The sequence below is a fragment of the Paenibacillus sp. AN1007 genome, from assembly GCF_040702995.1.
Classification (GTDB): Bacteria; Bacillota; Bacilli; order Paenibacillales; family Paenibacillaceae; genus Paenibacillus.
The window spans coordinates 2556364-2577953 of the sequence record NZ_CP159992.1 but is presented as its reverse complement, the minus strand read 5'-3'; the positions used below and the strand labels follow the sequence as shown (position 1 = coordinate 2577953).

General features: G+C 44.0%; 18 protein-coding genes and 1 pseudogene. 12 read left to right on the top strand and 7 right to left on the bottom strand.

The window, feature by feature from the left end; all coding sequences use genetic code 11:
• Nucleotides 1–62: 62 nt before the first annotated feature.
• Nucleotides 63–1070 carry an alpha/beta fold hydrolase gene (locus ABXS70_RS11460; protein ID WP_342556122.1) on the top strand — a complete coding sequence of 336 codons (1008 nt, stop codon included), beginning with the start codon at nt 63–65 and terminating at the stop codon, nt 1068–1070.
• A 198-nt stretch (nt 1071–1268) separates the two neighbouring features.
• Nucleotides 1269–1886: an SDR family oxidoreductase gene (locus ABXS70_RS11455; RefSeq protein ID WP_342556338.1), complete on the top strand. Its 618-nt coding sequence runs from the start codon at nt 1269–1271 to the stop codon at nt 1884–1886.
• Between the two features lie 18 nt (nt 1887–1904).
• Here ABXS70_RS11455 and ABXS70_RS11450 read toward each other — a convergent pair whose 3' ends face one another.
• On the bottom strand, nt 1905–2327 hold the full coding sequence (locus tag ABXS70_RS11450; protein WP_342556123.1) for a VOC family protein: 423 nt from the start codon (nt 2325–2327) through the stop codon (nt 1905–1907).
• A gap of 188 nt (nt 2328–2515) precedes the next feature.
• On the opposite strand from ABXS70_RS11450, the gene ABXS70_RS11445 reads away from it, so the two are divergent.
• The 3 genes from ABXS70_RS11445 to ABXS70_RS11435 all read left to right on the top strand — a co-directional run bounded on the left by ABXS70_RS11445 (nt 2516) and on the right by ABXS70_RS11435 (nt 7254).
• Nucleotides 2516–4330, top strand: coding sequence for a family 43 glycosylhydrolase (locus ABXS70_RS11445; RefSeq protein ID WP_366295901.1), 1815 nt, complete (start codon nt 2516–2518; stop codon nt 4328–4330).
• Nucleotides 4331–4652: 322 nt separating this feature from the next.
• Nucleotides 4653–6005, top strand: a complete 1353-nt coding sequence (locus ABXS70_RS11440) for a glucoamylase family protein (RefSeq protein WP_366295899.1) — start codon at nt 4653–4655, stop codon at nt 6003–6005.
• 229 nt (nt 6006–6234) lie between these two features.
• Nucleotides 6235–7254, top strand: a complete 1020-nt coding sequence (locus ABXS70_RS11435) for a phosphotransferase (RefSeq protein WP_342556126.1) — start codon at nt 6235–6237, stop codon at nt 7252–7254.
• 235 nt (nt 7255–7489) lie between these two features.
• Here the strand turns inward: ABXS70_RS11435 and ABXS70_RS11430 are convergent.
• From ABXS70_RS11430 to ABXS70_RS11420, 3 genes and pseudogenes are all read right to left on the bottom strand, one after another.
• Nucleotides 7490–7876 (bottom strand): annotated as a pseudogene (locus ABXS70_RS11430) (transglutaminase-like domain-containing protein); the annotation flags it as partial.
• A 29-nt stretch (nt 7877–7905) separates the two neighbouring features.
• Entirely contained in the window at nt 7906–8250 is a 345-nt protein-coding gene (locus tag ABXS70_RS11425; RefSeq protein ID WP_342556127.1) for an AraC family transcriptional regulator, read from the bottom strand.
• Nucleotides 8251–8449: 199 nt separating this feature from the next.
• Entirely contained in the window at nt 8450–8668 is a 219-nt protein-coding gene (locus ABXS70_RS11420) for a hypothetical protein (RefSeq protein ID WP_342556128.1), read from the bottom strand.
• A 220-nt stretch (nt 8669–8888) separates the two neighbouring features.
• Here ABXS70_RS11420 and ABXS70_RS11415 point away from each other — a divergent pair, with 220 nt between their 5' ends.
• Nucleotides 8889–9248: a hypothetical protein gene (locus ABXS70_RS11415; RefSeq protein ID WP_342556129.1), complete on the top strand. Its 360-nt coding sequence runs from the start codon at nt 8889–8891 to the stop codon at nt 9246–9248.
• A gap of 134 nt (nt 9249–9382) precedes the next feature.
• Nucleotides 9383–10135 (top strand): SDR family oxidoreductase, encoded by a 753-nt coding sequence (locus tag ABXS70_RS11410; protein WP_342556130.1) that lies wholly within the window; start codon nt 9383–9385, stop codon nt 10133–10135.
• Between the two features lie 199 nt (nt 10136–10334).
• Here the strand turns inward: ABXS70_RS11410 and ureC are convergent, their stop codons facing one another.
• Together ureC and ABXS70_RS11400 are read right to left on the bottom strand one after the other, a co-directional pair.
• Nucleotides 10335–12047: an urease subunit alpha gene (gene ureC / locus ABXS70_RS11405; protein WP_366295895.1), complete on the bottom strand. Its 1713-nt coding sequence runs from the start codon at nt 12045–12047 to the stop codon at nt 10335–10337.
• Complete coding sequence (locus ABXS70_RS11400) at nt 12044–12670, bottom strand: urease subunit gamma (protein WP_342556132.1); 627 nt, start codon at nt 12668–12670, stop codon at nt 12044–12046. The genes ureC and ABXS70_RS11400 overlap by 4 nt, the downstream gene beginning before the upstream one ends.
• 288 nt (nt 12671–12958) lie before the next feature.
• On the opposite strand from ABXS70_RS11400, the gene ABXS70_RS11395 reads away from it, so the two are divergent.
• The 3 genes from ABXS70_RS11395 (at nt 12959) to ABXS70_RS11385 (ending at nt 16545) form a co-directional block, all read left to right on the top strand.
• Complete coding sequence (locus ABXS70_RS11395) at nt 12959–14176, top strand: hypothetical protein (protein WP_366295893.1); 1218 nt, start codon at nt 12959–12961, stop codon at nt 14174–14176.
• A 189-nt stretch (nt 14177–14365) separates the two neighbouring features.
• Nucleotides 14366–15454 (top strand): heparan-alpha-glucosaminide N-acetyltransferase domain-containing protein, encoded by a 1089-nt coding sequence (locus ABXS70_RS11390; RefSeq protein WP_366295891.1) that lies wholly within the window; start codon nt 14366–14368, stop codon nt 15452–15454.
• A 101-nt stretch (nt 15455–15555) separates the two neighbouring features.
• Nucleotides 15556–16545, top strand: coding sequence for an ROK family protein (locus ABXS70_RS11385; protein WP_366295889.1), 990 nt, complete (start codon nt 15556–15558; stop codon nt 16543–16545).
• A gap of 226 nt (nt 16546–16771) precedes the next feature.
• On the opposite strand, the gene ABXS70_RS11380 is transcribed toward ABXS70_RS11385, so the two are convergent.
• Nucleotides 16772–18019 (bottom strand): helix-turn-helix domain-containing protein, encoded by a 1248-nt coding sequence (locus ABXS70_RS11380; RefSeq protein WP_366295887.1) that lies wholly within the window; start codon nt 18017–18019, stop codon nt 16772–16774.
• Between the two features lie 270 nt (nt 18020–18289).
• Here ABXS70_RS11380 and ABXS70_RS11375 point away from each other — a divergent pair, with 270 nt between their 5' ends.
• Together ABXS70_RS11375 and uidA are read left to right on the top strand one after the other, a co-directional pair.
• Nucleotides 18290–19642 (top strand): glycoside-pentoside-hexuronide (GPH):cation symporter, encoded by a 1353-nt coding sequence (locus tag ABXS70_RS11375; protein ID WP_366295885.1) that lies wholly within the window; start codon nt 18290–18292, stop codon nt 19640–19642.
• Nucleotides 19643–19716: 74 nt separating this feature from the next.
• Entirely contained in the window at nt 19717–21504 is a 1788-nt protein-coding gene (gene uidA / locus ABXS70_RS11370; protein ID WP_366295883.1) for a beta-glucuronidase, read from the top strand.
• The last annotated feature ends 86 nt before the right edge of the window (nt 21505–21590 follow it).

Genomic DNA, 21590 nt, shown 5'->3' with positions numbered 1-21590 from the left:
ATTCATTGGCAGGACAAATAGTTCAGGTATACTGCATAACAGATGAAGATACACACAAGGAGATGAACAGCTTGACTCAACCAGTGCAGCACAAATCAGAAGTAAAGCATCGTTCCAAAACAAAGCGGCTTCTTCAAATTTTATTAAAAGTAATGGTCACTATTGTCGCAATCATACTGCTATTGATCGCCGCCGTATACACGGTTAATCTATTCAGCAGTCATTCTGAACAGAAACGATTGGAGCCGTACGGTCAAAAGGTGTCTGTCGATGGAAAACGAATGAATGTATTCATGCAGGGGGAAGGCAAAGAAACCATCGTCATACTGCCGGGGTTCGGGACCGCTTCGCCTGCACTTGATTTCAAACCACTTATAAACGAACTCAGCCCTTATTATAAGGTGGTAGTTGTAGAACCATTGGGCTACGGATTAAGCGACCCGACCGATAAAGAACGCAGCTCAGCGAATATTACACATGAGGTGCATACCGCTCTGCAAAATCTTGGATTCAAGCGTTACATGCTGATGGCTCATTCAATCTCAGGTCTATACAGTCTGGATTATGTGAACAGATATCCAGACGAAGTGCAGGCATTCATCGGTCTGGACAGCAGTGTCCCGGCGCTGAGCGAGCAGAAAGTGGAAGCATCGGATATTGAGCCTATTAAATGGTTCCGCAACCTTGGCTTTGCCCGTGTACAGCTGAAGCTGAGTGCTGACCCGTATGATGGACTTTCCTATGACGATCATACTAAGGAGCAGTTAAACATTTTAATTCGCAAAAATATGTACAATAACACACAGTTAAACGAAGCGGTCAGCATGTATTCCAACTTCCAGGCAGCCAAAAAGCTTGCACTGCCTGTTAATCTGCCAGTCCTGTTCTTTGTACAGAAGAACCATCCTGTCGTGAAGGAATGGGTGTCGGAGCATGAGAAGCAGATTAAGGATAGTGCACAGGCAGAAATGGTTTTGCTGGATGCGAATCATTATTTATATCGATCTCATCCCAAGGAAATCGCCGAGAAAATCAAGACATTCAGCGAAAAGATCAATACAGCTCTTTAAATATATATCACTAACTATTGAATAAAACCGTTATGCGGGTACGTGAAGTATCCGTGCAACGGTTTTTTTGGTATTCTAATCTTCTATGGCAGGCGAAGCACAAGTACCGATTCATGAAATTTGAATGTGTCGATGATTTAAAAGAGACAAAGACAAAAGCAAGATAAAAACACACTTCAAGCTGGAGGTTTGATAATGATGCATATTTTGATACTGGGAGCATCTGGACGAGTAGGAATTCATATCCTTACATACGCTCTTCAAGAAGGGCATCACGTGACCGTACTGGTTCGTTCCCCGGAGAAAATAAATCCACATCCCAACTTGCGTATCATTCAAGGCAATGTGCTGCACCCGGAGGACCTGAAACGAGCGGTTCAGGGAGCAGAAGCGGTCATCAGTGCGTTGAACACGGACGGAACAACCACATTATCAGAAAGTATACCCTTAATCATAGACGCCATGGCAGCAGAAGGCATACAGCGAATCGTTACCATCGGAACGGCCGGAATTCTGCAGAGCAGAACCGAGCCGGGGAAGCTTCGCTATCAATCCAGCGAATCCAGACGTAAGTCAACCCGGGCAGCCGAAGAGCACGAACGTGTATACAAACAGCTGCAGCAGTCTGTTCTCGAATGGACGATTGTGTGTCCTACCTATTTACCCGATGGGGCACGCCTGGGAAACTACAGGGTCGAGCGGGATGTTTTGCCGGATGGCGGAACTGAAATTTCCACCTCAGATACGGCCGAGTTTACTTACCAACAACTTGCGAATCGTCATTTCATTCGCACACGTGTGGGGATATCCTACTAAAGCGAACCCTTTCGAACTTTATTTCATACGTTTTGAAATCGGGTGATTTTCATTCATCTGCAGCAGATCCCATAGGTTTCCATAGAGATCTTTAAAAACAGCAACGATACCATAAGACTGTTCCTTGGGTTCTCTCACAAACTCAATCCCTTTGGAAACCATGTCATTATAGTCTCGCCAGAAGTCATCCGTATTCAGAAACAGGAAAACTCTCCCTCCGGCCTGGTTGCCGACAAACGGCTCCTGCTCCGGTTTAGAAGCTCTGGCCAGTAAGATGGTTGTGCCAATTGAGCCGGGAGGGGCGATGACCACCCATCGTTTGTCCTGCTCGGGTTGGTAGGTGTCTTCAAGTAACGTAAAGTTCAATTTTCGGGTATAGAACTCTATTGCTTCATCATAATCGTTCACGACTAAGGCAATATGTATTATGGACTGAATCATAAGAAAGCCTCCGTTTCACTTAACTATACAGCTATACCATTGTATATGAAGATGTTGAAGTGGTAAATGCGAGCAGCAGCAAATTTCCCTACTCCTTTTGGTAGATTTGAAGTATGATACAAGTTAAGTTAAGCGCTTTCTTTTTTTGTGGAATTGATTATTAAGTGATTGCAGGGAGGTTCTTGATTTTGTTAAATACAGACACAACTTATGCAGGATATCTTTTTGTGCATTTTATCGGGGAACAGTCGGACGGAGAGCAGATTTACTTCTCATACAGCGAGGATGGTCTGCATTGGAAGGACCTGAATGGGGGCAGACCCGTACTGCGTTCGAATCTTGGTGAGCAGGGTGTACGCGACCCGTTTCTCATTCGTTCTGTTCGGGAAAACAAGTTTTATCTGATGGCTACCGATCTGCGAATAGCCAACGGTAAAGGCTGGGATACGGCGGTTCATGCAGGCAGCCGGGACATTGTTGTCTGGGAATCCAGCGATCTCATCACATGGTCTTCGCCTTGGACCGTTACGGTTGGCGTTGAGGGAGCAGGATGTGTGTGGGCTCCTGAAGCCGTCTATGATGAAAAAACAGACGAGTTTCTTGTATTCTGGGCTTCTGCCACACAGGAAGCGCATGAATCTGAACGCAAGCAAAAAATATACAGTGCACGTACCAAGGACTTCCGCACCTTTACTCCAGCGGAAAAGTACATAGAACGGGAAAATCATATCATTGATACAACGATTCTTGCTTCTTGCGGTTCGTATTATCGCTATTCCAAAGATGAAACAACCAAAAATATTCGCGTCGAAAAAGGGAGTTCACTGGATAAGGATGCGTTCGTACCACTCCATGCCCCTGTGCTGGAAGCGCTGCTGGGAGTTGAAGGCCCTCAGATCTTTAAATTCAATGATCGGGAAGAGTGGTGCCTGATCGTCGACCGTTTCGCAGAAGGGAAGGGCTATCTTCCACTGCTGACAAGCAGTCTGGACAGTGGAGATTTCCGAATGGTTCCAGATGATGAGTTTGATATGGGTGCGGCGCACAAGCGGCATGGCAGTGTCCTGCCAATCACCGTGGAAGAATGCAGCCGCCTGCTGACAGCTTACGGAGATGGGCATCAAGTACTGGCTGGTCAGTATGCGGACCCCGATGTGGCGAAATTCGGCGATCGCTATTACATGGTTCCTACCACCGATGGTTTTGAGAGCTGGTCTGGCACACAGTTTAAGGTTTTCTCCTCCAGTGATCTGCGATATTGGCAGGACGAAGGAGTGATTCTTGATCTGGCATCGGATGATGTACCTTGGGCCATCGGAAACGCGTGGGCACCAGCAATCGCCAGCCGGAACAACAAGTATTACTATTATTTCTGCGGTAAGATGCCCAACCAGGAAAGTGCAATTGGTGTCGCCACTGCCGATTCGCCAACCGGTCCTTTTCTTGCTGAGCCGCAGCCTTTAATAACGATGGACCAACTAAGACGTCTTGGCATCACGATGGGCCAGGCGATCGACCCTTCAATCTATGCCGAGCAGGATGGGAGCATGTACCTCTTGTTTGGGAACGGGCATGCAGCGATTGTGGAACTTGATGAAGATATGATCCATGTGCGCGAAGAAACGATGAGAAATCTGGAAGGACTGCATGAGTTCAGAGAGGCTGTAACGGTGTTAAAACGTGATGAGCTGTATCACTTCACATGGTCCTGTGATGATACCGGAAGTGAAGATTATCATGTGAATTATGGTACCTCGGAAAGCTTGTACGGCCCAGTTACCTATCACTACACGGTTTTAAGCAAAAATGTGACAAAAGGCATGCTCGGAACAGGCCATCACTGTATTATTCATGATCCTCGGACGGATCAGTATCATATAGCCTATCATCGCTTTGTGACGCCGCTGTCCCGTTTCTCTACCGGCAAAGGATATCACCGGGAAGTGTGTATTGATCCGATCTTTTTTGGAGAGGACGGGCTGATGAAGCCTGTTGTTTTGTGAAAACAGTTGACCGTTAGAGGGAAATTAGTTCCGTTCAACGGTATGAGTAGGACGCATACTGTTTCGCTATAAATTTACTTTGAAGTTATATTCAATGAAAGCCGCTGAAATCAGCGGCTTTTTTGATATGAAATATAATTACGAATAAATGGATCATTACGAAGATCATATTATGAAACGTTTCGAATCTTGATCATTTTTTTGAAAATCGCCATCACTCTTTTAAAGTAAGGGTTTTCATTTTATTATTTACCAAATATGCACAGTCATGCTATCATAAAATACGAAACGTTTCGAATTCGATTTTGAAAGGAGAAAAGAGATGAATATTGTAAAAAGGTTAGGACTCATTTTAACTTTTTGTTTGTTTGCCAGTACAGCTTTCACTCCTGTTATATCGGCACATGATTCAGGCAAGCTGACGGGCTTCAAACCAGAATTGAAAGCGGTTGCCAAAAAAACGTACAAGTACTTTGAAGACTTTACCGATCCAAAAACCGGATTGACGTATGATGAGGTCCGAATGAAGGAGAAGGGGATCGAAGAAGCCAAGCGCACCTCGCCAACAAACATTGCGATGTATATGATGAGTACCGTCTCCGCAGAGCAGATGGGACTCCTTTCGAAGAAAGAAGCCGTATCCCGTTTGAAAACAACACTAAACACGCTGGAGAAGATGGATAAATGGAATGGACTTTATTACAACTGGTACAACACGGACGATGGTTCCGTCAAAAAAGATTGGGGGCAATTTATATCACAAGTCGATAACGGCTGGTTATCCGCGGGACTGATCGTGGTTGGTCAGGCTCATAAAGAATTGAATGAACAGACCAGTGCACTCGTCAACCAGATGAACTATACAACGCTGTACGATCCGGAAGTGGGGCAATTCCATGGCGGTTATGATGCCGCTAAAGGTGCTTTGACAGAGCATCACTACGGCACTTTCTATACGGAACCACGTGTAGCAAGTTACATTGCGATCGGCAAGGGGGATGTTCCTCAGGAGCATTGGTGGAAGATGTACCGGACGATGCCTCTTGAATGGGATTGGCAGTCTCAGATTCCGCAGGGTCACACAGTGAACTATGATGGGGTCGATGTTTTCGAAGGAAGTTATAAGTATAAAGGTAAAAAGTTTGTCCCTAGTTGGGGCGGCAGCATGTTTGAAGGACTGATGCCGGGTCTGGTAATCAATGAAAAAGACTTGGGTACGCAAGCTTTAGGATTAAACAACAAACGTCATGCCCAGCTGCAGATTGAATATGCCGAAGAAAAAGGGTATGCTGCCTGGGGATTCTCCCCGTCTGCAACACCTACCGGATATAGTGAGTTCGCAGCGACACCGCTCGGTATCTCGGGTTATAAGGATGGGGCAACGGTGACTGCTCACGCCACGTTCCTTGCTCTGGATTATGTGCCTGAAGAGGCACGCAAAAACATCAAAACATTGAAGAAGTTAAACATGATGGGCAAATACGGCTTATATGACTCCATCAATCTGGAGACCAAAGAAGTGGCCAAAGCTTATCTGGCACTGGATCAAGGCATGATTATGGTGTCCATCGCCAACTATCTGCATGACGGTGTAATCCGTGATTACTTCCACAGTGATCCGATCGGTCAGAAACCAGAAGCATTATTGAAAAAAGAAGTATTTTCGATTCAGTAGACCCGATTCAAATGGAACGAGGCATCGCTAGGTGACGCTTCGTTCCGCTTTTTGTGCTCATGCAAATGCTAGCTAATAACATATTTTATTGTTTATTAGGTATAAGACTTTTTTTGTGTACAGCATAGTTTAAATTGTTTATTACATATTATTAAGATTTTACGATCGTTACAATAACTTATAAGAGAAGTAGTTGATTTACTTCATGAACATTGCAGGGGGATAGCAAATGAAAGATTTTTTTAGATTTGATACGGATGAAGAACGGCGGGCGTTATTCATCCGAGCAAGGAAAGCTGCTTTATCAGCAATTCAACAGTATGACATAGAGTGGGATAAAATCGAGTTTATACAACTATCTGATTCGATCACGTATAAAATTGAAACCAGTACCCTTGACCATTATTTACTTCGCATTCATTCGGACCGATTGAGCAGAGAGGAAATTCGTTCGGAGCTCCTGCTGTTACAAGCACTGAACAAATCGAAAGATCTAAATGTACCCGAAGGGATACCAAGTTGTGATGGTGTTTATGTATTGGACATCGAAACAGATATAGGATATAGACGTCCTTATGTAACGATGATGCGGTGGATCGAGGGTGAAAAAGCAAAAGGTGAATTTACGGATAGTCATGCATATCATATGGGTGTATTAATAAGCAGGCTCCATGAAGCAGCAAAGGACTTCAATCCACCTTCTGATTTTGTAAGACCTACTTGGGGAGTAGAAAGTTTTAAACGTGAACTAGCTAAGTTGGAACGTTGCCATGAACATTTTTTATCCGAAGAGGCATGGAAGTTGTATCAAGATGCAGCTGAGAAGGTTGTATCCCAACTTACAACTATGCGTCCAAGTGAACATAACTATGGGCTCATTCATGCTGATTTACATACCGGAAACATGGTTTTTAACGATAATCAGCCTTATCCGATTGATTTTGGAAGATGTGGGTACGGATATTATCTATACGATATGGCAGGCACCATGTTGGAGCTTTGGCCAAAACATCGATGGATGCTTATCCAAGGTTATGAGCGTAGTAGGAAGTTGGAAACGGACTATACTCGGGATCTGGAATGTTTTTTCATTATGATCATGATCGAGAATTACTGTCATCAAGCATCTGACCCAAGAGAAACAGCCAGTTTAATCGATGAACAAAAATATGCCCAAGCATACATAAGAGAATATTTAAACGGTAATCCATTTTTATTCGAAGTGATCGAGCCTGTAAACATGGATTAATACGAACTTTCACACGGAACGAAACAGAGAATTTGCTGAATCGTTCCGTATTTTTGTTTGGTTTCTGCACATAGGTGTCATTTTCATCCCAAAAGACAGCTGGATTCTGAACATCGTCAGTCGCAACACCGTAACCGCAGAAAGAACCGGAACACGGTTTAAACTTTTGCTGAAGTTTGTTCAGATAAGGGAGATCGATAACAAAACAAAACAAAACAAAAACCTCCATATTTAACCAGTCCCCTTTATACATTACTTCGATCCAGCTATGAATAATCTCATCCGGCGAAAGTCGATAGTACCAGCTGTTCATCGCCCCCTTCTGCAGCTGCTTATGAATGGTAAACCCGTGAATTCGGCAGGGAATTCCAAGAGCTCTCAATAGAGCCATAAAAAGAATGCCTTTGGTATTGCACTGGCCATATACGTCCTGCAGCACTTCTGAAGCCGGAATATCATCCCTGCGATTGTAACCAAACTCTATTTCGTCGCGAACATAGTTATAAACGCTGAGGATCTGATTCTTAACAGAGAGTGAACTCCATTGACGACTGCGGATCAAGCCTTGAATGGCGGAATGGTTATAATTTAATAATTTCGTCTGCTCGAGATAGTGGATCATGATGAGCTCCTCCTGCAGTCATTGTATCGTCAGTACAGGGAAGAAACTTGCAAAAACACGCTGCCTTTCCGAATATCTTTGGCAGTCATGCCGAGCAATTTCTTACTCGTATTGGCAAAATGGGAGGGGGTATCAAATCCAGCCGCCAATGCTGCTTCTGTAATGCTTTTTCCCTCGAAAATCAGATAGGATGCTTTGTGCAGTTTATGTAACAGCATATAACCGCTAAGAGATATGCCTGTATTCTCTTTAATCAGATGCGAAAGCCTGCTGTTCGATAGACCAAACTTTTCTGCATAAGTACGGATAGAGTGCTCCGACTCGGTGCAATTTTTAATGTCTTGAATCAATTCGCTGATTCGTTGATCCGTCACCAGAGGTTGAGTGTAGTCCAGGTTAAAAGAGTCATGAGTCTCTCCAAAAACAAATCATAACTTGCTGCATTATGAACCGAGGGCAGCTGTGTTTTAATGTATACCGCGATTTCTTTACTATTTAATGAAGGAAGATGGGCATATGCTTGTCTGCTCATATATCGCTTGAATGCGGCTGCGATGTTGGACGTGCTGTCGATTAAAAGTAATAACAAGGGCTGACCTGATCCCTGCAAAGATGAGCCGTATTGGAGTTAATCACGATCCCTTCTGTACTTATATGCTGCTCCTGAACTTCAATCTGTAAGGGACTTTCCAAAGCAAGTGTGACTTGGATAAACGAATGTTGGTGTGCCTCTGCATCAATGGCATCCGAATGCACTAGAATATGATGATGAGCGCCATATAAGTTCATCAAACGGTGGTCCCCCTTTACAAAAGCAATTCATCAATACGATCTATTAAACCATACTAAAGTGCCTATTGGAATAAACGAACAGCATAGACAGACTGCTCAGAGTTTAGTGTTGGAACCATTTTCCGCTATACATAATGATAAGCTTCACCTATAATGCAGCAGGGTATGAGCAGGCCAAACAAAAAATAATTAAATGTCTAGACAACAAAGAGGAAGTTATATGATCAACTGGTTATGGACAATTTATCTTGGATTACTCGGAACAGCATCTCTCGGTTATTTATTAAAAGGAAAGTATAGATCAAGACACGGAAAAATCGATTTTGTTGTGTCCGTTGTTACCTGGATTGGACTATTGGGATACGTCAAACAGATTCAAATGCTAAATCCGGGCACTTGGAAAGTTATTACTTTGGCAGCTTTACTGTGGGAAATATTTTTTGCAATGTCCCTGAAGGACCACAACGGTGAAGAAATTATGCCAGAAATATCGATGTGGAAGAGAAGATGGTGGATGATCGCCACCCTAATCATCACACTCGGCCCACTTTACTACGGTCTGTTCCGCTATTCTTTCTAAGTCAGAGGCCGCTGCATTTCACAATAGTTTGCATAGGAGACTTTGTATTCAACATCATGGGTTGTTTAATCCATTCTATCATCTATAATTATGAGGAAATGCGCTAATTTATCTTCATGAATAGAGGTGGGACGATGACACAAAATCAACGAAAAGTTGCGATCATCACGGGTGCCAGTGACCCCAGGGATATGGGAAGTGCCTTTTGCCGTAAGCTGGCTTCCAGAGATGTTGATATATTTTTCACATACTGGAAGGCTCATCCCGAATATATTACTGCGTTTCATCAGGAAATTGAAAATTCAGGAGTTCGCTGTGCATCCATCGAGATCGATCTTTCAGATCGCTGTGCACCCCAGCAAGTATATGCAAGTGCAGTGAAGGAGATGGGAACTCCCTGCATATTGATCAATAATGCTGCTTATGGTGTCAATACCGACTACAAGTCCTTTGACGCTGCACTGATGGACGACCACTACGCCGTTAATATGAGATCTACTTTTCTGTTAAGCACACTATTTGCCCGTGAGTTCGAAAAATCCAAGCTGACCTCAGGCAGGATTATCAACATGACGTCTGGACAGGATATATCACCCATGCCTGGAGAACTGGCATATGCTGCGACGAAAGGGGCTATCTCCGCCTTCACCAAGTCGTTGTCGAGTGAGCTTGCACCATTGAACATCACAGTAAATGCCGTAAATCCGGGGCCGACAGATACAACCTGGATGGATGACTCCATTCGTGATTTTCTCTTACCTCAATTCCCGCTAGGGCGTATTGGAACACCCGAGGATGCAGCTAACCTCATTGATTTTCTCGTTAGTGAAGCTGGGGCATGGATCACCGGTCAGGTTCTTCATTCCGAAGGCGGCTTTATTCGATGATGTTCTTGAGCGTACGGTGAAAAAAACAAGAAAAAGCTCAGCTCATGTCAGCTGGGCTTCTTCATTATGGCTTTAGCCAGTTGAGTGCGTGAAACGCGCGAAACAAAAAATACCCGCTATGCGGGTGGAGGGATTTTATCAGGTAAGCCATTGAACGATTTCAGCAGCGATCTCCATTCTTACTCCAAAAATCCGCAATCTAACTCAAGAAATAACGCTGTGCCATCGGAAGCTCGTCAACCGGAAGGCAGCGTAATGTTTCTCCATTCACAGATACCGTGTAATTGGTCGGATCTACCATGATGGTTGGTGTTTCACCATTCAGAATCATATCTTTTTTACTGGCGGCACGGCAGCCCTTCACAGGCTTCAATGATTTGGTGAGTCCAAGAGAAGACAGCGTTCCCGCATCAATAGAAGCTTGAGATACAAAGGATGCACAGATTGCAGATCGCGCTTTACCGTAACTGCCAAACATCGGTCTGTACATATAGGGCTGCGGCGTAGAGATGGTGGAGTTCGGATCTCCCATGACACTATGAATGATCATGCCGCCTTTGATGACAAGTTCCGGTTTCGTTCCGAAAAATGCAGGTTTCCAGAGCACAAGATCCGCCATTTTACCAACTTCAATGGAGCCTACATATTGGGATATGCCATGTGTAACAGCAGGATTAATGGTGTATTTCGCGATATATCGTTTGACGCGTTGGTTATCGGCCTGATGATCGCCGGGAAGCGAACCGCGTTGTTTTTTCATTTTATCAGCTGTCTGCCAGGTTCTGATCGCCACCTCACCGACGCGACCCATCGCCTGTGAATCCGAGCTGGTCATACTGATTGCACCGATATCATGCAGAATATCTTCCGCACCAATCGTTGTCTCCCGAATACGTGAAGCGGCAAAGGCTACATCCTCCGGGATTTTGGGATCGAGATGATGGCAGATCATCAGCATATCCAGATGCTCATCTATCGTATTACGAGTGTAAGGCATGGTTGGGCTGGTGGAGGAAGGGAGGACATTGGGCATGGAAGCAACACGCAGCAAGTCTGGTGCATGACCACCGCCTGCCCCTTCCGTATGATAGGTATGGATTGCACGACCATTGAACGAACGTAGACTGTCTTCCACATATCCGGCTTCATTCAGTGTATCCGTATGGATATTGACCTGAATATCATACTGCTCCGCGACACTTAAACATTTGTCGATGACATAGGGGGTGCTTCCCCAGTCTTCATGGATTTTCAGTCCACCGACGCCTGCAAGCACCTGTTCCATTAACGCTTCAGGTCTGGAACTGTTGCCCCGACCCAGCATCACAAAATTCATGGGCAATGAATCAAGTGCCTGCATCATGCGTTCAATATGCCACACACCAGATGTGCAGTTGGTCGCGAGTGTACCCGTAGCCGGTCCCGATCCTCCGCCGATCATCGTGGTAACGCCGCTCTGCAGTGCAATTTCAATTTGTTGTGGAGAGATGAAATGCACATGGCTGTCGACTCCACCTGCCGTCACAATCAGATTTTCGCCCGAGATGACCTCAGTCCCCACACCGATATACATATCAGGATCGACACCGTCCATCATATACGGATTTCCTGCTTTGCCGATCCCGCGAATCAACCCATCCTTAATACCAATATCGGCTTTGACAATTCCCCACGTATCCACAATTACAACATTGGTAATGACCGTATCCAGAACGCCTTCGTCCCGGGCTGCCAATGGATGCTGGCCCATGCCGTCCCGAACCGTTTTACCGCCGCCAAAAACACACTCGTCTCCATACACGGTAAAGTCTTTCTCGATCTCAATCTTTAACGAGGTGTCTGCGAGCCGAATCCGATCTCCTGTCGTGGGACCATACATGCTTGCATACGTCGCGCGATCTATTGTGTTCATGAGTCAACCCTCCCGTTTGTTAAACCGGCAAACCCGTAGATTTCTTTGGTGCCGCCAATCTCAACCAGCGTAATCTCATGCATTTCTCCAGGTTCGAAGCGAACAGAGAGGCCAGAAGCGATATCCAGACGATATCCTTTGGTGCCTTCCCGGTCGAATGATAAAGAAGGATTTGTTTCAAAGAAATGAAAGTGTGACCCGACCTGAATGGGCCGGCTTCCAGTGTTGGTCACGGAACGTGTAATCCTTTTGCGGTCAGGGAGCAGCACAATCGGATCATCTGCAAATTCATACTCACCCGGGATAATCGCACCCTCTGTACGAGCAATCGGATCGTGTACCGTCACCAGTTTCGTGCCATCTGGAAACGTAGCTTCAATCTGAACTTCACCCAGCAGTTCGGCAACACCATCCATTACCTGATTCGCGGTCAGCAGTTGACGAGCTTCTTCCATCAACTGCTTCACTGTTTTTCCATCACGTGCACCCTCTACAACAAACCCTGAAATATAAGCAGCGGCTTCAGGATAATTCAGCTGAACGCCTCGCTTCAATCGCTTTTCGGCCATATCAGCAGCCAGATACATCAGCAGCTTTTCACGTTCCTGTACAGTTAAATGCATACGAAGCAGCCCCTTTGTACGAGATAAATGGAGGAGGAATAACACCATAAATCCATGTAATCTTTTTCCAATCCTCTCTTATGTTTGAAAATGTAACATGATTATGGAGGATAGTCAAACAAAAATGTCAGATAACATAACATCATAGGTTTGATTTGTGCATAGACACAAAGGCATTTAATAAAGAGCATGATATGCACTATTTATTCAGTCGTTTATGGTTGAAAAATACAGTATGATGAAACGGAAGAGTGCACAAATGACGATAATGGGATGTCGTTTATTAAAATGAAGAAGGTGATCTTATTGCTTCACGTCAAACGATGGGTACCTCTGCTCATCATCATGCTGTTCAGCAGCATACTTACGGGAACGGCTTCTGCTGGCACGTCTAAGAAGCTGCCCGATCCAGACTGGACATTTTTTGTTCCGGAGGAGCACAGCTACATGTCAGACAGTAACGTCCGGATCACAGATCAGGCATTGCACTTTATGAGTATAGACAATCAGATGTTTAATCTGGACAAGAAGACAGGAAAGCTGTTATCCAAGACCTCTTATACAGCAGGAAGTAACATGAGCTTTAACTTTTTTGGTACATATGCACAGACTGCTCCAAACGGTACGGTTTATATTCTTACACCTGTGAAAAACAGATCAGGCATTGAGAAGCAGCGCCTGACTGCTTATCATGCGAATGGAAAAGTGCTGTGGACGAAGTATTTTGATGAAAAGATTCGTTCCATGTCCGGGGTCTCCGTTATGCCGAACGGTAATCTGTTTATATATCTGGAAACCGCTTCTGAGCGGGTGACCAGTTATCGGTATAGTCCAGAGGGCAAGTTCTTGGGCAAAAACAATTGGGATGCATCCATTTATAATGGGTTTGTCAATGGTCTGCTTCAAACGATTAACAGCACGAGCAAAACGTCCAGCCGGATGAAGTTTTATGATTTCAATATGAGGCAGCAGTTTCAGTACAATTTCGATTTTAAAGAAGGCGTCTTTTCAGGATTCGGTTCTGACGGGCTGCTTCACTTCCAAAAAAATTTGGATAACAACGTGACCAGCTTTACAGCGAAGACAACAAGCGGCAAAGTGATATGGAGCAGGAAAATAAACGATGTGAGCTATTATCAAGACTCGACAACATCGGTTGCTGTGTCAAAACGCGTATTTTCGAACGGATTCACAGGCATTCGGTCCAATGGCAGCTTTTTTATGATCGACGGTAAAGGCGTCATGCAGACTGTTCCCGCTTCAGCTCAAACGTATCAGACCGCTGGAGATGGAACTGTAATGCTTGTGGAGGACTCCAAAATATCGATCTATCAAACGACCGCCTCGGCATCAGTCCAAATAAAACTGCTTCACACGGTGGATATCACTGAACTCAGCAGCTCTGATCCCATGTTTGTGTATGAGGGTGGAGGCATTGTCTATGTTATGACTGACAACAGCAAAATAAGTCGACTTAATTTGAATAAACTGCCCAAGAGTACGTAGGTAAAATCATAGAATTAACAAGAGGCCGCCACTAAAGCGGCTTTTTTGTTATAGTTGTGCACCTTTTTTTAGATTGCCGGAGATAAAAAAATGATATGACTTGACCTTAGGTCTGTCCCAAGCCTTATGCTTCATGTTGTATTTACACAGTGGCAAACATCATAGAGGTGGATCGGAGGGAGTTAAAATATGAACATTTATCAATCAAATGAAAGGATTTTCGGACTGGACTTGGCCAGAGCACTCGCTGTTATCGGTATGATTCTGGTCAATTACAAGCTGGCGATGAATGCACAAGATGCCGGACCCGTATGGCTGCAGAAGGTAACCGAAGCTCTGGAGGGGCGCGCTTCTGCGCTGTTTGTTATTCTTGCCGGCATAGGGGTTTCGCTGATGACAGCCAAGGCGAGAGCTTCGGGTGTACGTGAGCTGATTCTAACGGCACAAAAAACACTGTATCGAAGAGCGGCATTTTTGTTTGTAACAGGCATGCTGCTGCTTGCAATTGGCTGGAGTGCAGATATTCTGCATTACTACGCAGTATTCTTGGCGGTGGCGGCGCTGCTGCTGCAGTCTACGGATCGAAAGTTTCTTCTCGGAGCTGCAGGCATCCTTGTTGTGACCATCTTCCAGTTGTTATTTCTGGACTACAGCATCGGCTGGTCGGCGAATTACCATGAATATGAAAATGTATGGACGTTATCCGGCTTTACTCGGAATTTGCTGTTTAATGGATTCCATCCTGTTTTTCCGTGGCTGGCATTTTTTCTTTTGGGCATGTGGCTGGGCAGAAAGGATTGGTTGACACGAAAAAAAGCAAGAACTCGTCTCCTTCTCATCGCAGCAGCTGCTGCTGTATTCATGGAAATGGTTTCTCGTTATATGATGAAAGGACTCACACCGTTATTAAGCTCAGAAGGCGCCCGATATCTATTCGGTACAAAACCGATGCCGCCTAACCTGATGTACTTCTTCGCTGCAGCTGCATCAGCACTTACAGTACTCATGATCTGCATTCAGGCTGCCGAGAGGTGGAGGGAGAGCAGGTGGGTTCAAACGTTCATCCGTACAGGACAGCTTTCTCTTACACACTATGTCGCGCATATCATGGTTGGACTTGCTCCACTTCAGTTAACTGGCTTATTGGAAAATGGCAGCATTGTGTTTTCAACAATCTATGCATTCATATTTTACGCTGCAGCTGCGGTATTTTCGTTTTATTGGAAAAATCATCACAGCCGCGGACCGCTGGAACAACTCATGCGGCGATGGGAATAATCGTTTCTAACAACGACATATTTTTGGTTGTATCTGTCCTTGGTTCTGTTATCATGGGTCAATAGTACTGTTACCACACTAGTCAAGATTGGAGATCTGGCATGAGTAAATATATGATCGGCATTGATCTGGGCGGCACTAATATTAAATCGGCTGTCTTCGATAGGGAATTTAACAAAATCCACGAGCGAAGTGATCTCGCAGAAGCAGATAAAGGACCGCTGCACGTATTGAATAAAATGGTGAAGATTTCCCAAGAGATGATGTTGTCCGAGGGGATCCATCCAGATTCGGTCCACTGTATGGGAATCGGCGTGCCTGGTTTGTTGAATCCGGCATCGGGTTTGTCAATATTTTCACCGAATTTTCCCGGATGGGAACATATTCAAGTTGTAGACCACATGAATAAATATTTCTCATTTCCTGTTTTTATCGACAATGACGTGCGTGTAAATCTGTATGGTGAATGGTTATTTGGTGCAGGGATAGGTTACCGCAACTTGGTATTGATTACTTTAGGTACAGGGCTGGGGTCCGGCATTGTCAGTGATGGAAAAGTAATCTATGGGACAACATCCAGTGCAGGCGAAATCGGGCACATGAATATGTATAGAGAGGGACGTCCCTGCCGCTGCGGAAGCTCTGGTTGTTTAGGTAGATACGTGTCAGCCATCGGGATGGTTCGAACTTTGACGGATAAGCTGAGTGAAGGCCGAACCAGTATAATTCAGGATTGGGTGAAGGGAGATCAGACCCAAATTACAGCTCATCTGATCTCGAATGCGTACGATCTTGAGGATCCGCTTGCTGTAGAAGTTATGCATGAGACAGGAGAACTGTTAGGCTTCGGTCTTTCCAACGTCATCAATCTGTTCAATCCAGAGATGATTATCGTTGGCGGCGGCATGTCGGCAGCTGGAGATCGACTTCTAAATACCGTTCGTGATACGGTTCAGAAGCATACATTACAGCTGTCTTCCGGCGCTTGTACAATTAAGCAGGCCCAACTGGGAGGACAGGCAGGCATGATTGGTGCCGCCGCCTATGCAGGCCAAAGGCTTTCTTTGAAGAATGATGTAAGAACAGAGTAATCCAGAGAAGCTTATTAAAGCCGCTGATATAGCGTTTTTTTAGGGTGTGTCTGAAAACGCTGAAGGAAGCCGATTTTGCCGAAGTTTCGTTCAATACCAGGAAGTTTACCGCAGGCGTGTCGAGGCACGTCAAGGGAAAGGAGGCAGCAGTGGGCGTAAAGGGGGTAAAAGATGCACTTCAGCGGGTTCCATGACACGCCCTAGTATGTCGTATAAACTTAATTCATTATTTGTCATTATTTCTTTGATCTTTGAACTGCTTGGGTGTACACCCCGTATAAGTTTTAAACACTTTTGCAAAATAACTTTGATCATAAAAATTTAATAGAATAGAAATCTCTGCTAAAGAGTATTGAGAGTACATCAACAGATTTTGAGCTTCTTCAATTTTCGTTTTTAAAATGAATTGTGAGATCGAGATACCTACTTCTTTTTTGAACAAATTGGATAAATAATTAGGGTTCAAGGCAGTCATTTGAGCCAGCTGAGCAATCGTGATTCGTTCATTTAGATGGTTAAAAATATAATTTCGGCAGATGTTAATCGGCTTCGAATATTTGTGTTTTTTACTATGCTCGACACGTTCCGCAAAATCGAGCACAGCATCCTCCATTAAATCCTCCACCCCCTGGCTATCCGTTAGTTCCTCAATTTTTAGGATATATAGATCACTTAGATTGTAAGCAATCTCTTGATACACGCCGCCCTCTACCGCTGATCTAGTTGCAAGAGTGATGAGGGAGATCGCCAGATTTTTTTGACTGCGCAAATAACTCGTCTTGGACAACACACTTTTTTTGCCTTGTTTATGAATCGTATGAAACGTTTCAAGTACTTTATCTGTTCTACCTAATCGAATAAAATCAAAAAGTTTCTTTTCTTTATCGATCTCGGTATGGATTAGATTATTTTGGCGATCATCAATGATTTGGTTATAGGGCTGCTCAATCTCCAGTTCTTTCTTCGAGCGTTCATTCTCATTCTTCATCAGGATGTCATCCAGCGTTAATTGTTCCTGATAGAGCATGAAATAAACAACCATACTGAGATGAATAAAATTAAAGTTACTCATTACAGGTACACGATCATAATATTCTTTCAATTCCTTGTTATCCGCCTGGGTGAATAGATCGCTCAAAGTAACGCGAATAATCTCCTCTGTCATTCGAAAATTAATGATCGGTCCTACAATAATGCTTCCGTTCCACTGATGATCAGCACGGATACGTATTGCGAAATATTTCTCCAGATAAATCGTTTCACGGAGGACAGGAAATTGCTGTATTTCCATGTTGGAGAATAGATCTGTCATGATCTCATATTCAGAGGGGAATAGCGGGTTACGCGGAAAATTTACAGGTGTGACTTGATAGGTCAGCTTGTACTGGTTGTCAACATAGTAAACAGGTACATTGTACAAATGATGTGTCATATTACATATATATTCAATATTTTCAACGCTGCAGTTATACATCCCTTAATTCTCCGTTTCATTCCGAGTAGTGAAAATCAAATGTGAATATTCCTTTTTATATGTGAAACATACCATATGAAACATTACAAAACCGATTATAATTTTTTATGAAATCGATTTCAAGCATGGAGTTAAGGGGGATCAGCCGCTCGATCAATATAAACAGAAAACGTATAACTTGAAATGAGAGCGTTACCAAAAGTATCTGCATTAAATGGTAAAGAATGCCTGCACAGTTGCTGTCCATTTTAAATAGAGAGGTGGATTTTTATGCGTCCTTTTGGATATAAGGATAAATTCGGCTATTTGTTTGGTGATTTTGGGAACGATTTCTTCTTTGCTTTGGTTGCTTCGTTTTTGATGGTCTTTTACACCGATGTATTTCATATTAATCCGGCTGCCGTCGGAGGTTTATTCCTGTTAGCACGTTTATGGGATGCCATAGCAGATGTCACGTGGGGGCGCTTTATTGATACCCGAAAAGCATCAAAACACGGTAAATTTAAACCCTGGATTTATCGCATGTCATTCCCGCTTGTAATCTCCGGGGTACTCATGTTTGTTTATATCCCGGGCATGTCCAACGGATTCTATCTTGCCTACGCTTATGTCACATATATTCTATGGGGAACGCTGTACAGCACTGTTAACATCCCATACGGCTCCATGGCATCCGTCATTACTGCGGACCCTGTAGAACGTACGGTGCTGTCTACATGGAGATCGCTGGGAGCCACATTGGCGCAATTATTTGTCGGTGTTGTGGGTCCACTGCTCTTATTTGTTAATAACGAAGCGAATGCCAATCGTTTCATGCTGGGAGCCGTCATTTTTGGAATTCTGTCCATTGCTTCTTATATGGCATGTTATAAATTATCCATCGAACGTGTCATCCCGGATGCGAATGAGAAACCAAACACCAATATGAGAAAAACGCTGCATGGTCTTTTGAAAAATAAACCGCTGATCGTCTTTTTGATTGGATCACTTATTTTTTTAATCAATTTAATGCTGATTGGTACGGTTAATACGTATTTGTTCAAAGACTATTTTGGTAATGCTCAACTGCTCAGTGTGTTTAGTCTGGTTCAATCCGCCCCTATATTTATCGGGATGCCGTTAGTCAAACCGCTCGTAGCGAAGTTTGGAAAAAAAGAAGTAGCTGCTGCAGGCTTTTTACTTTCAACCGTAGTTTACCTGCTTTTATATCTCATTCCGAATCTTTCGGCAGTTCAATATATGGCGATTCTCTTCGTTGGGTTGTTCGGATATGCTCTGTTCAATCTCATTAGCTGGGCCTTTATTACGGATCTGGTAGACTATCATGAACATGTCACCGGATTACGCGAGGATGCTACGATCTACTCCATTTATTCTTTTTCACGTAAAGTCGGACAGGCCGTAGCCGGAGGCATTGGAGGGGCAGCTATGGCGGCTGTTGGATATAACGCTGCACTTGAGGTGCAGACACCACGCACACTTGAAGGCATATATTTTCTAGCAACACTTGTACCAGCTTGTGGTCTGTTTCTCGTATTTATCTGTATTGCTTTTCTATACCCGCTGAACAAGAAACGTACAGCCCAACTTGTAAGCGATATCAATACAAAAAGGATGAACTGATACTAGTTTGATATGGTGTACTCGACAGGAGGTAGAAGAAGCTCTTATTTTTCAAAGATGGAGGAGATGTTTATATGTTATACCCTATATTGACCGAGACACGTCACATCATAGATCTCAATGGAATCTGGAATTTCAAGTTGGATGAAGGAGCAGGGTTTCAAGAAAACTGGCAGCTTGGAAAACTACAAGACCCGATGTGTATGGTGGTTCCAGCATCCTATAATGACATCGGAGTAAGTGCGAAAATTCGTGACCATGTTGGCTGGGTATGGTATGAACGTGATGTTACGCTCCCAGATTCAATACATCATGAGAGAATCGTATTACGATTTGGTTCAGTTACTCATTTAGCAAAAGTGTATGTGAATGGTGAGTTTGTTATAGAGCATAAAGGAGGCTTTTTGCCTTTTGAAGCTGAAATAAACCGTTATCTGCAAAAAGGGAAGAATCGCTTAACCGTCGCAGTAAATAATATCGTAGATGAAACGACATTACCCGTTGGATCTATCATTGAGCAGGAGGTTTCTGGCGGGGGAAAAACACTGCAGAACCTGCCGAACTTCGATTTTTTCAACTATGCTGGTCTGCATCGACCTGTAAAAATATACACAACACCAAAGACCTATACTAGAGATATTAGCATTGTAACCGAACTGAATGGTCAGGTTCAGTATTCGATTGATATTACTGGTACAGCTTCGGTTAGAGTGAAAATTATCGACGAATCCGGCACGATGGTTGCAGAATATGAAGGCCAGTCAGGTGAAATGATCATTCCAAATGTCAGACTGTGGGAACCATTAAATGCCTACTTGTACACGCTGCGCGTCGAACTGGAAGCCGAAGGCGAAACGATTGACGTTTATGAACAGCCGTTTGGGGTGAGAAGTGTGGAAGTGAAGGAAGGAAAATTCCTCATTAATGATAAACCTTTCTACTTCAAAGGGTACGGCAAGCATGAAGATACAACCATGCATGGCAGAGGTTTTAATGAGCCAGCCAATGTACTCGATTTTAATCTGATGAAGTGGACGGGAGCCAACTCTTTCCGTACTGCACATTACCCCTATTCAGAAGAAGTCATGAGACTTGCCGATCGGGAAGGGTTTGTAGTCATTGATGAGGTGCCAGCGGTCGGTATGCATCTGAACATGCTGGTTGTTCATCGTGGTGGTGTGCTGAAGAATACATGGGACGAACTCGATACATTTGAACATCACCAGGATGTGATTCGCGAGCTTATACAGCGGGACAAAAATCACGCCTGTGTGGTCATGTGGAATATTGCTAACGAACCTGCTTCTGAAGAAAAGGGAGCTTACGAATATTTCAAACCATTGATTGATCTAACGAGAGAATTAGATCCACAGAAACGTCCGGTTACGATTGTTACTCAGATGGAATCCTCGCCAGAAAAGGATCAGATTGCCGAGCTTTTGGATATTCTCACCTTTAACCGATACTATGGATGGTATGTCGATGGGGGTAATCTGGACTCGGCCAAAGAAAAGCTTCGTGCCGAATTTAATGGCTGGTTGAAACGATGCCCGCATAAACCTTTTATGATGACGGAATACGGAGCGGACACGGTTGCCGGATTACATGATGTTGAGCCCGTGATGTTTACCGAGGAATACCAAGTGGAGTTTTATAGAGCAAACCATGAGGTGTTTGATGAATTTCAACAGTTTGTTGGCGAACAAGTATGGAACTTTGCTGATTTTGCCACCACTCAGGGAATCATCCGTGTGCAGGGCAATAAAAAAGGCATCTTCACACGTGATCGCAAACCGAAAGCTATTGCACATGAACTGAAAAAACGGTGGACCAACATCCCGGATTATTATTACAAGAGCTGAGGAAGAAGACATCATAACATAAGGAATCACCGTGAATATAGAGAAACAGCTAATGAGGTTGGTTAGCTGTTTTTCTTATGCTGACA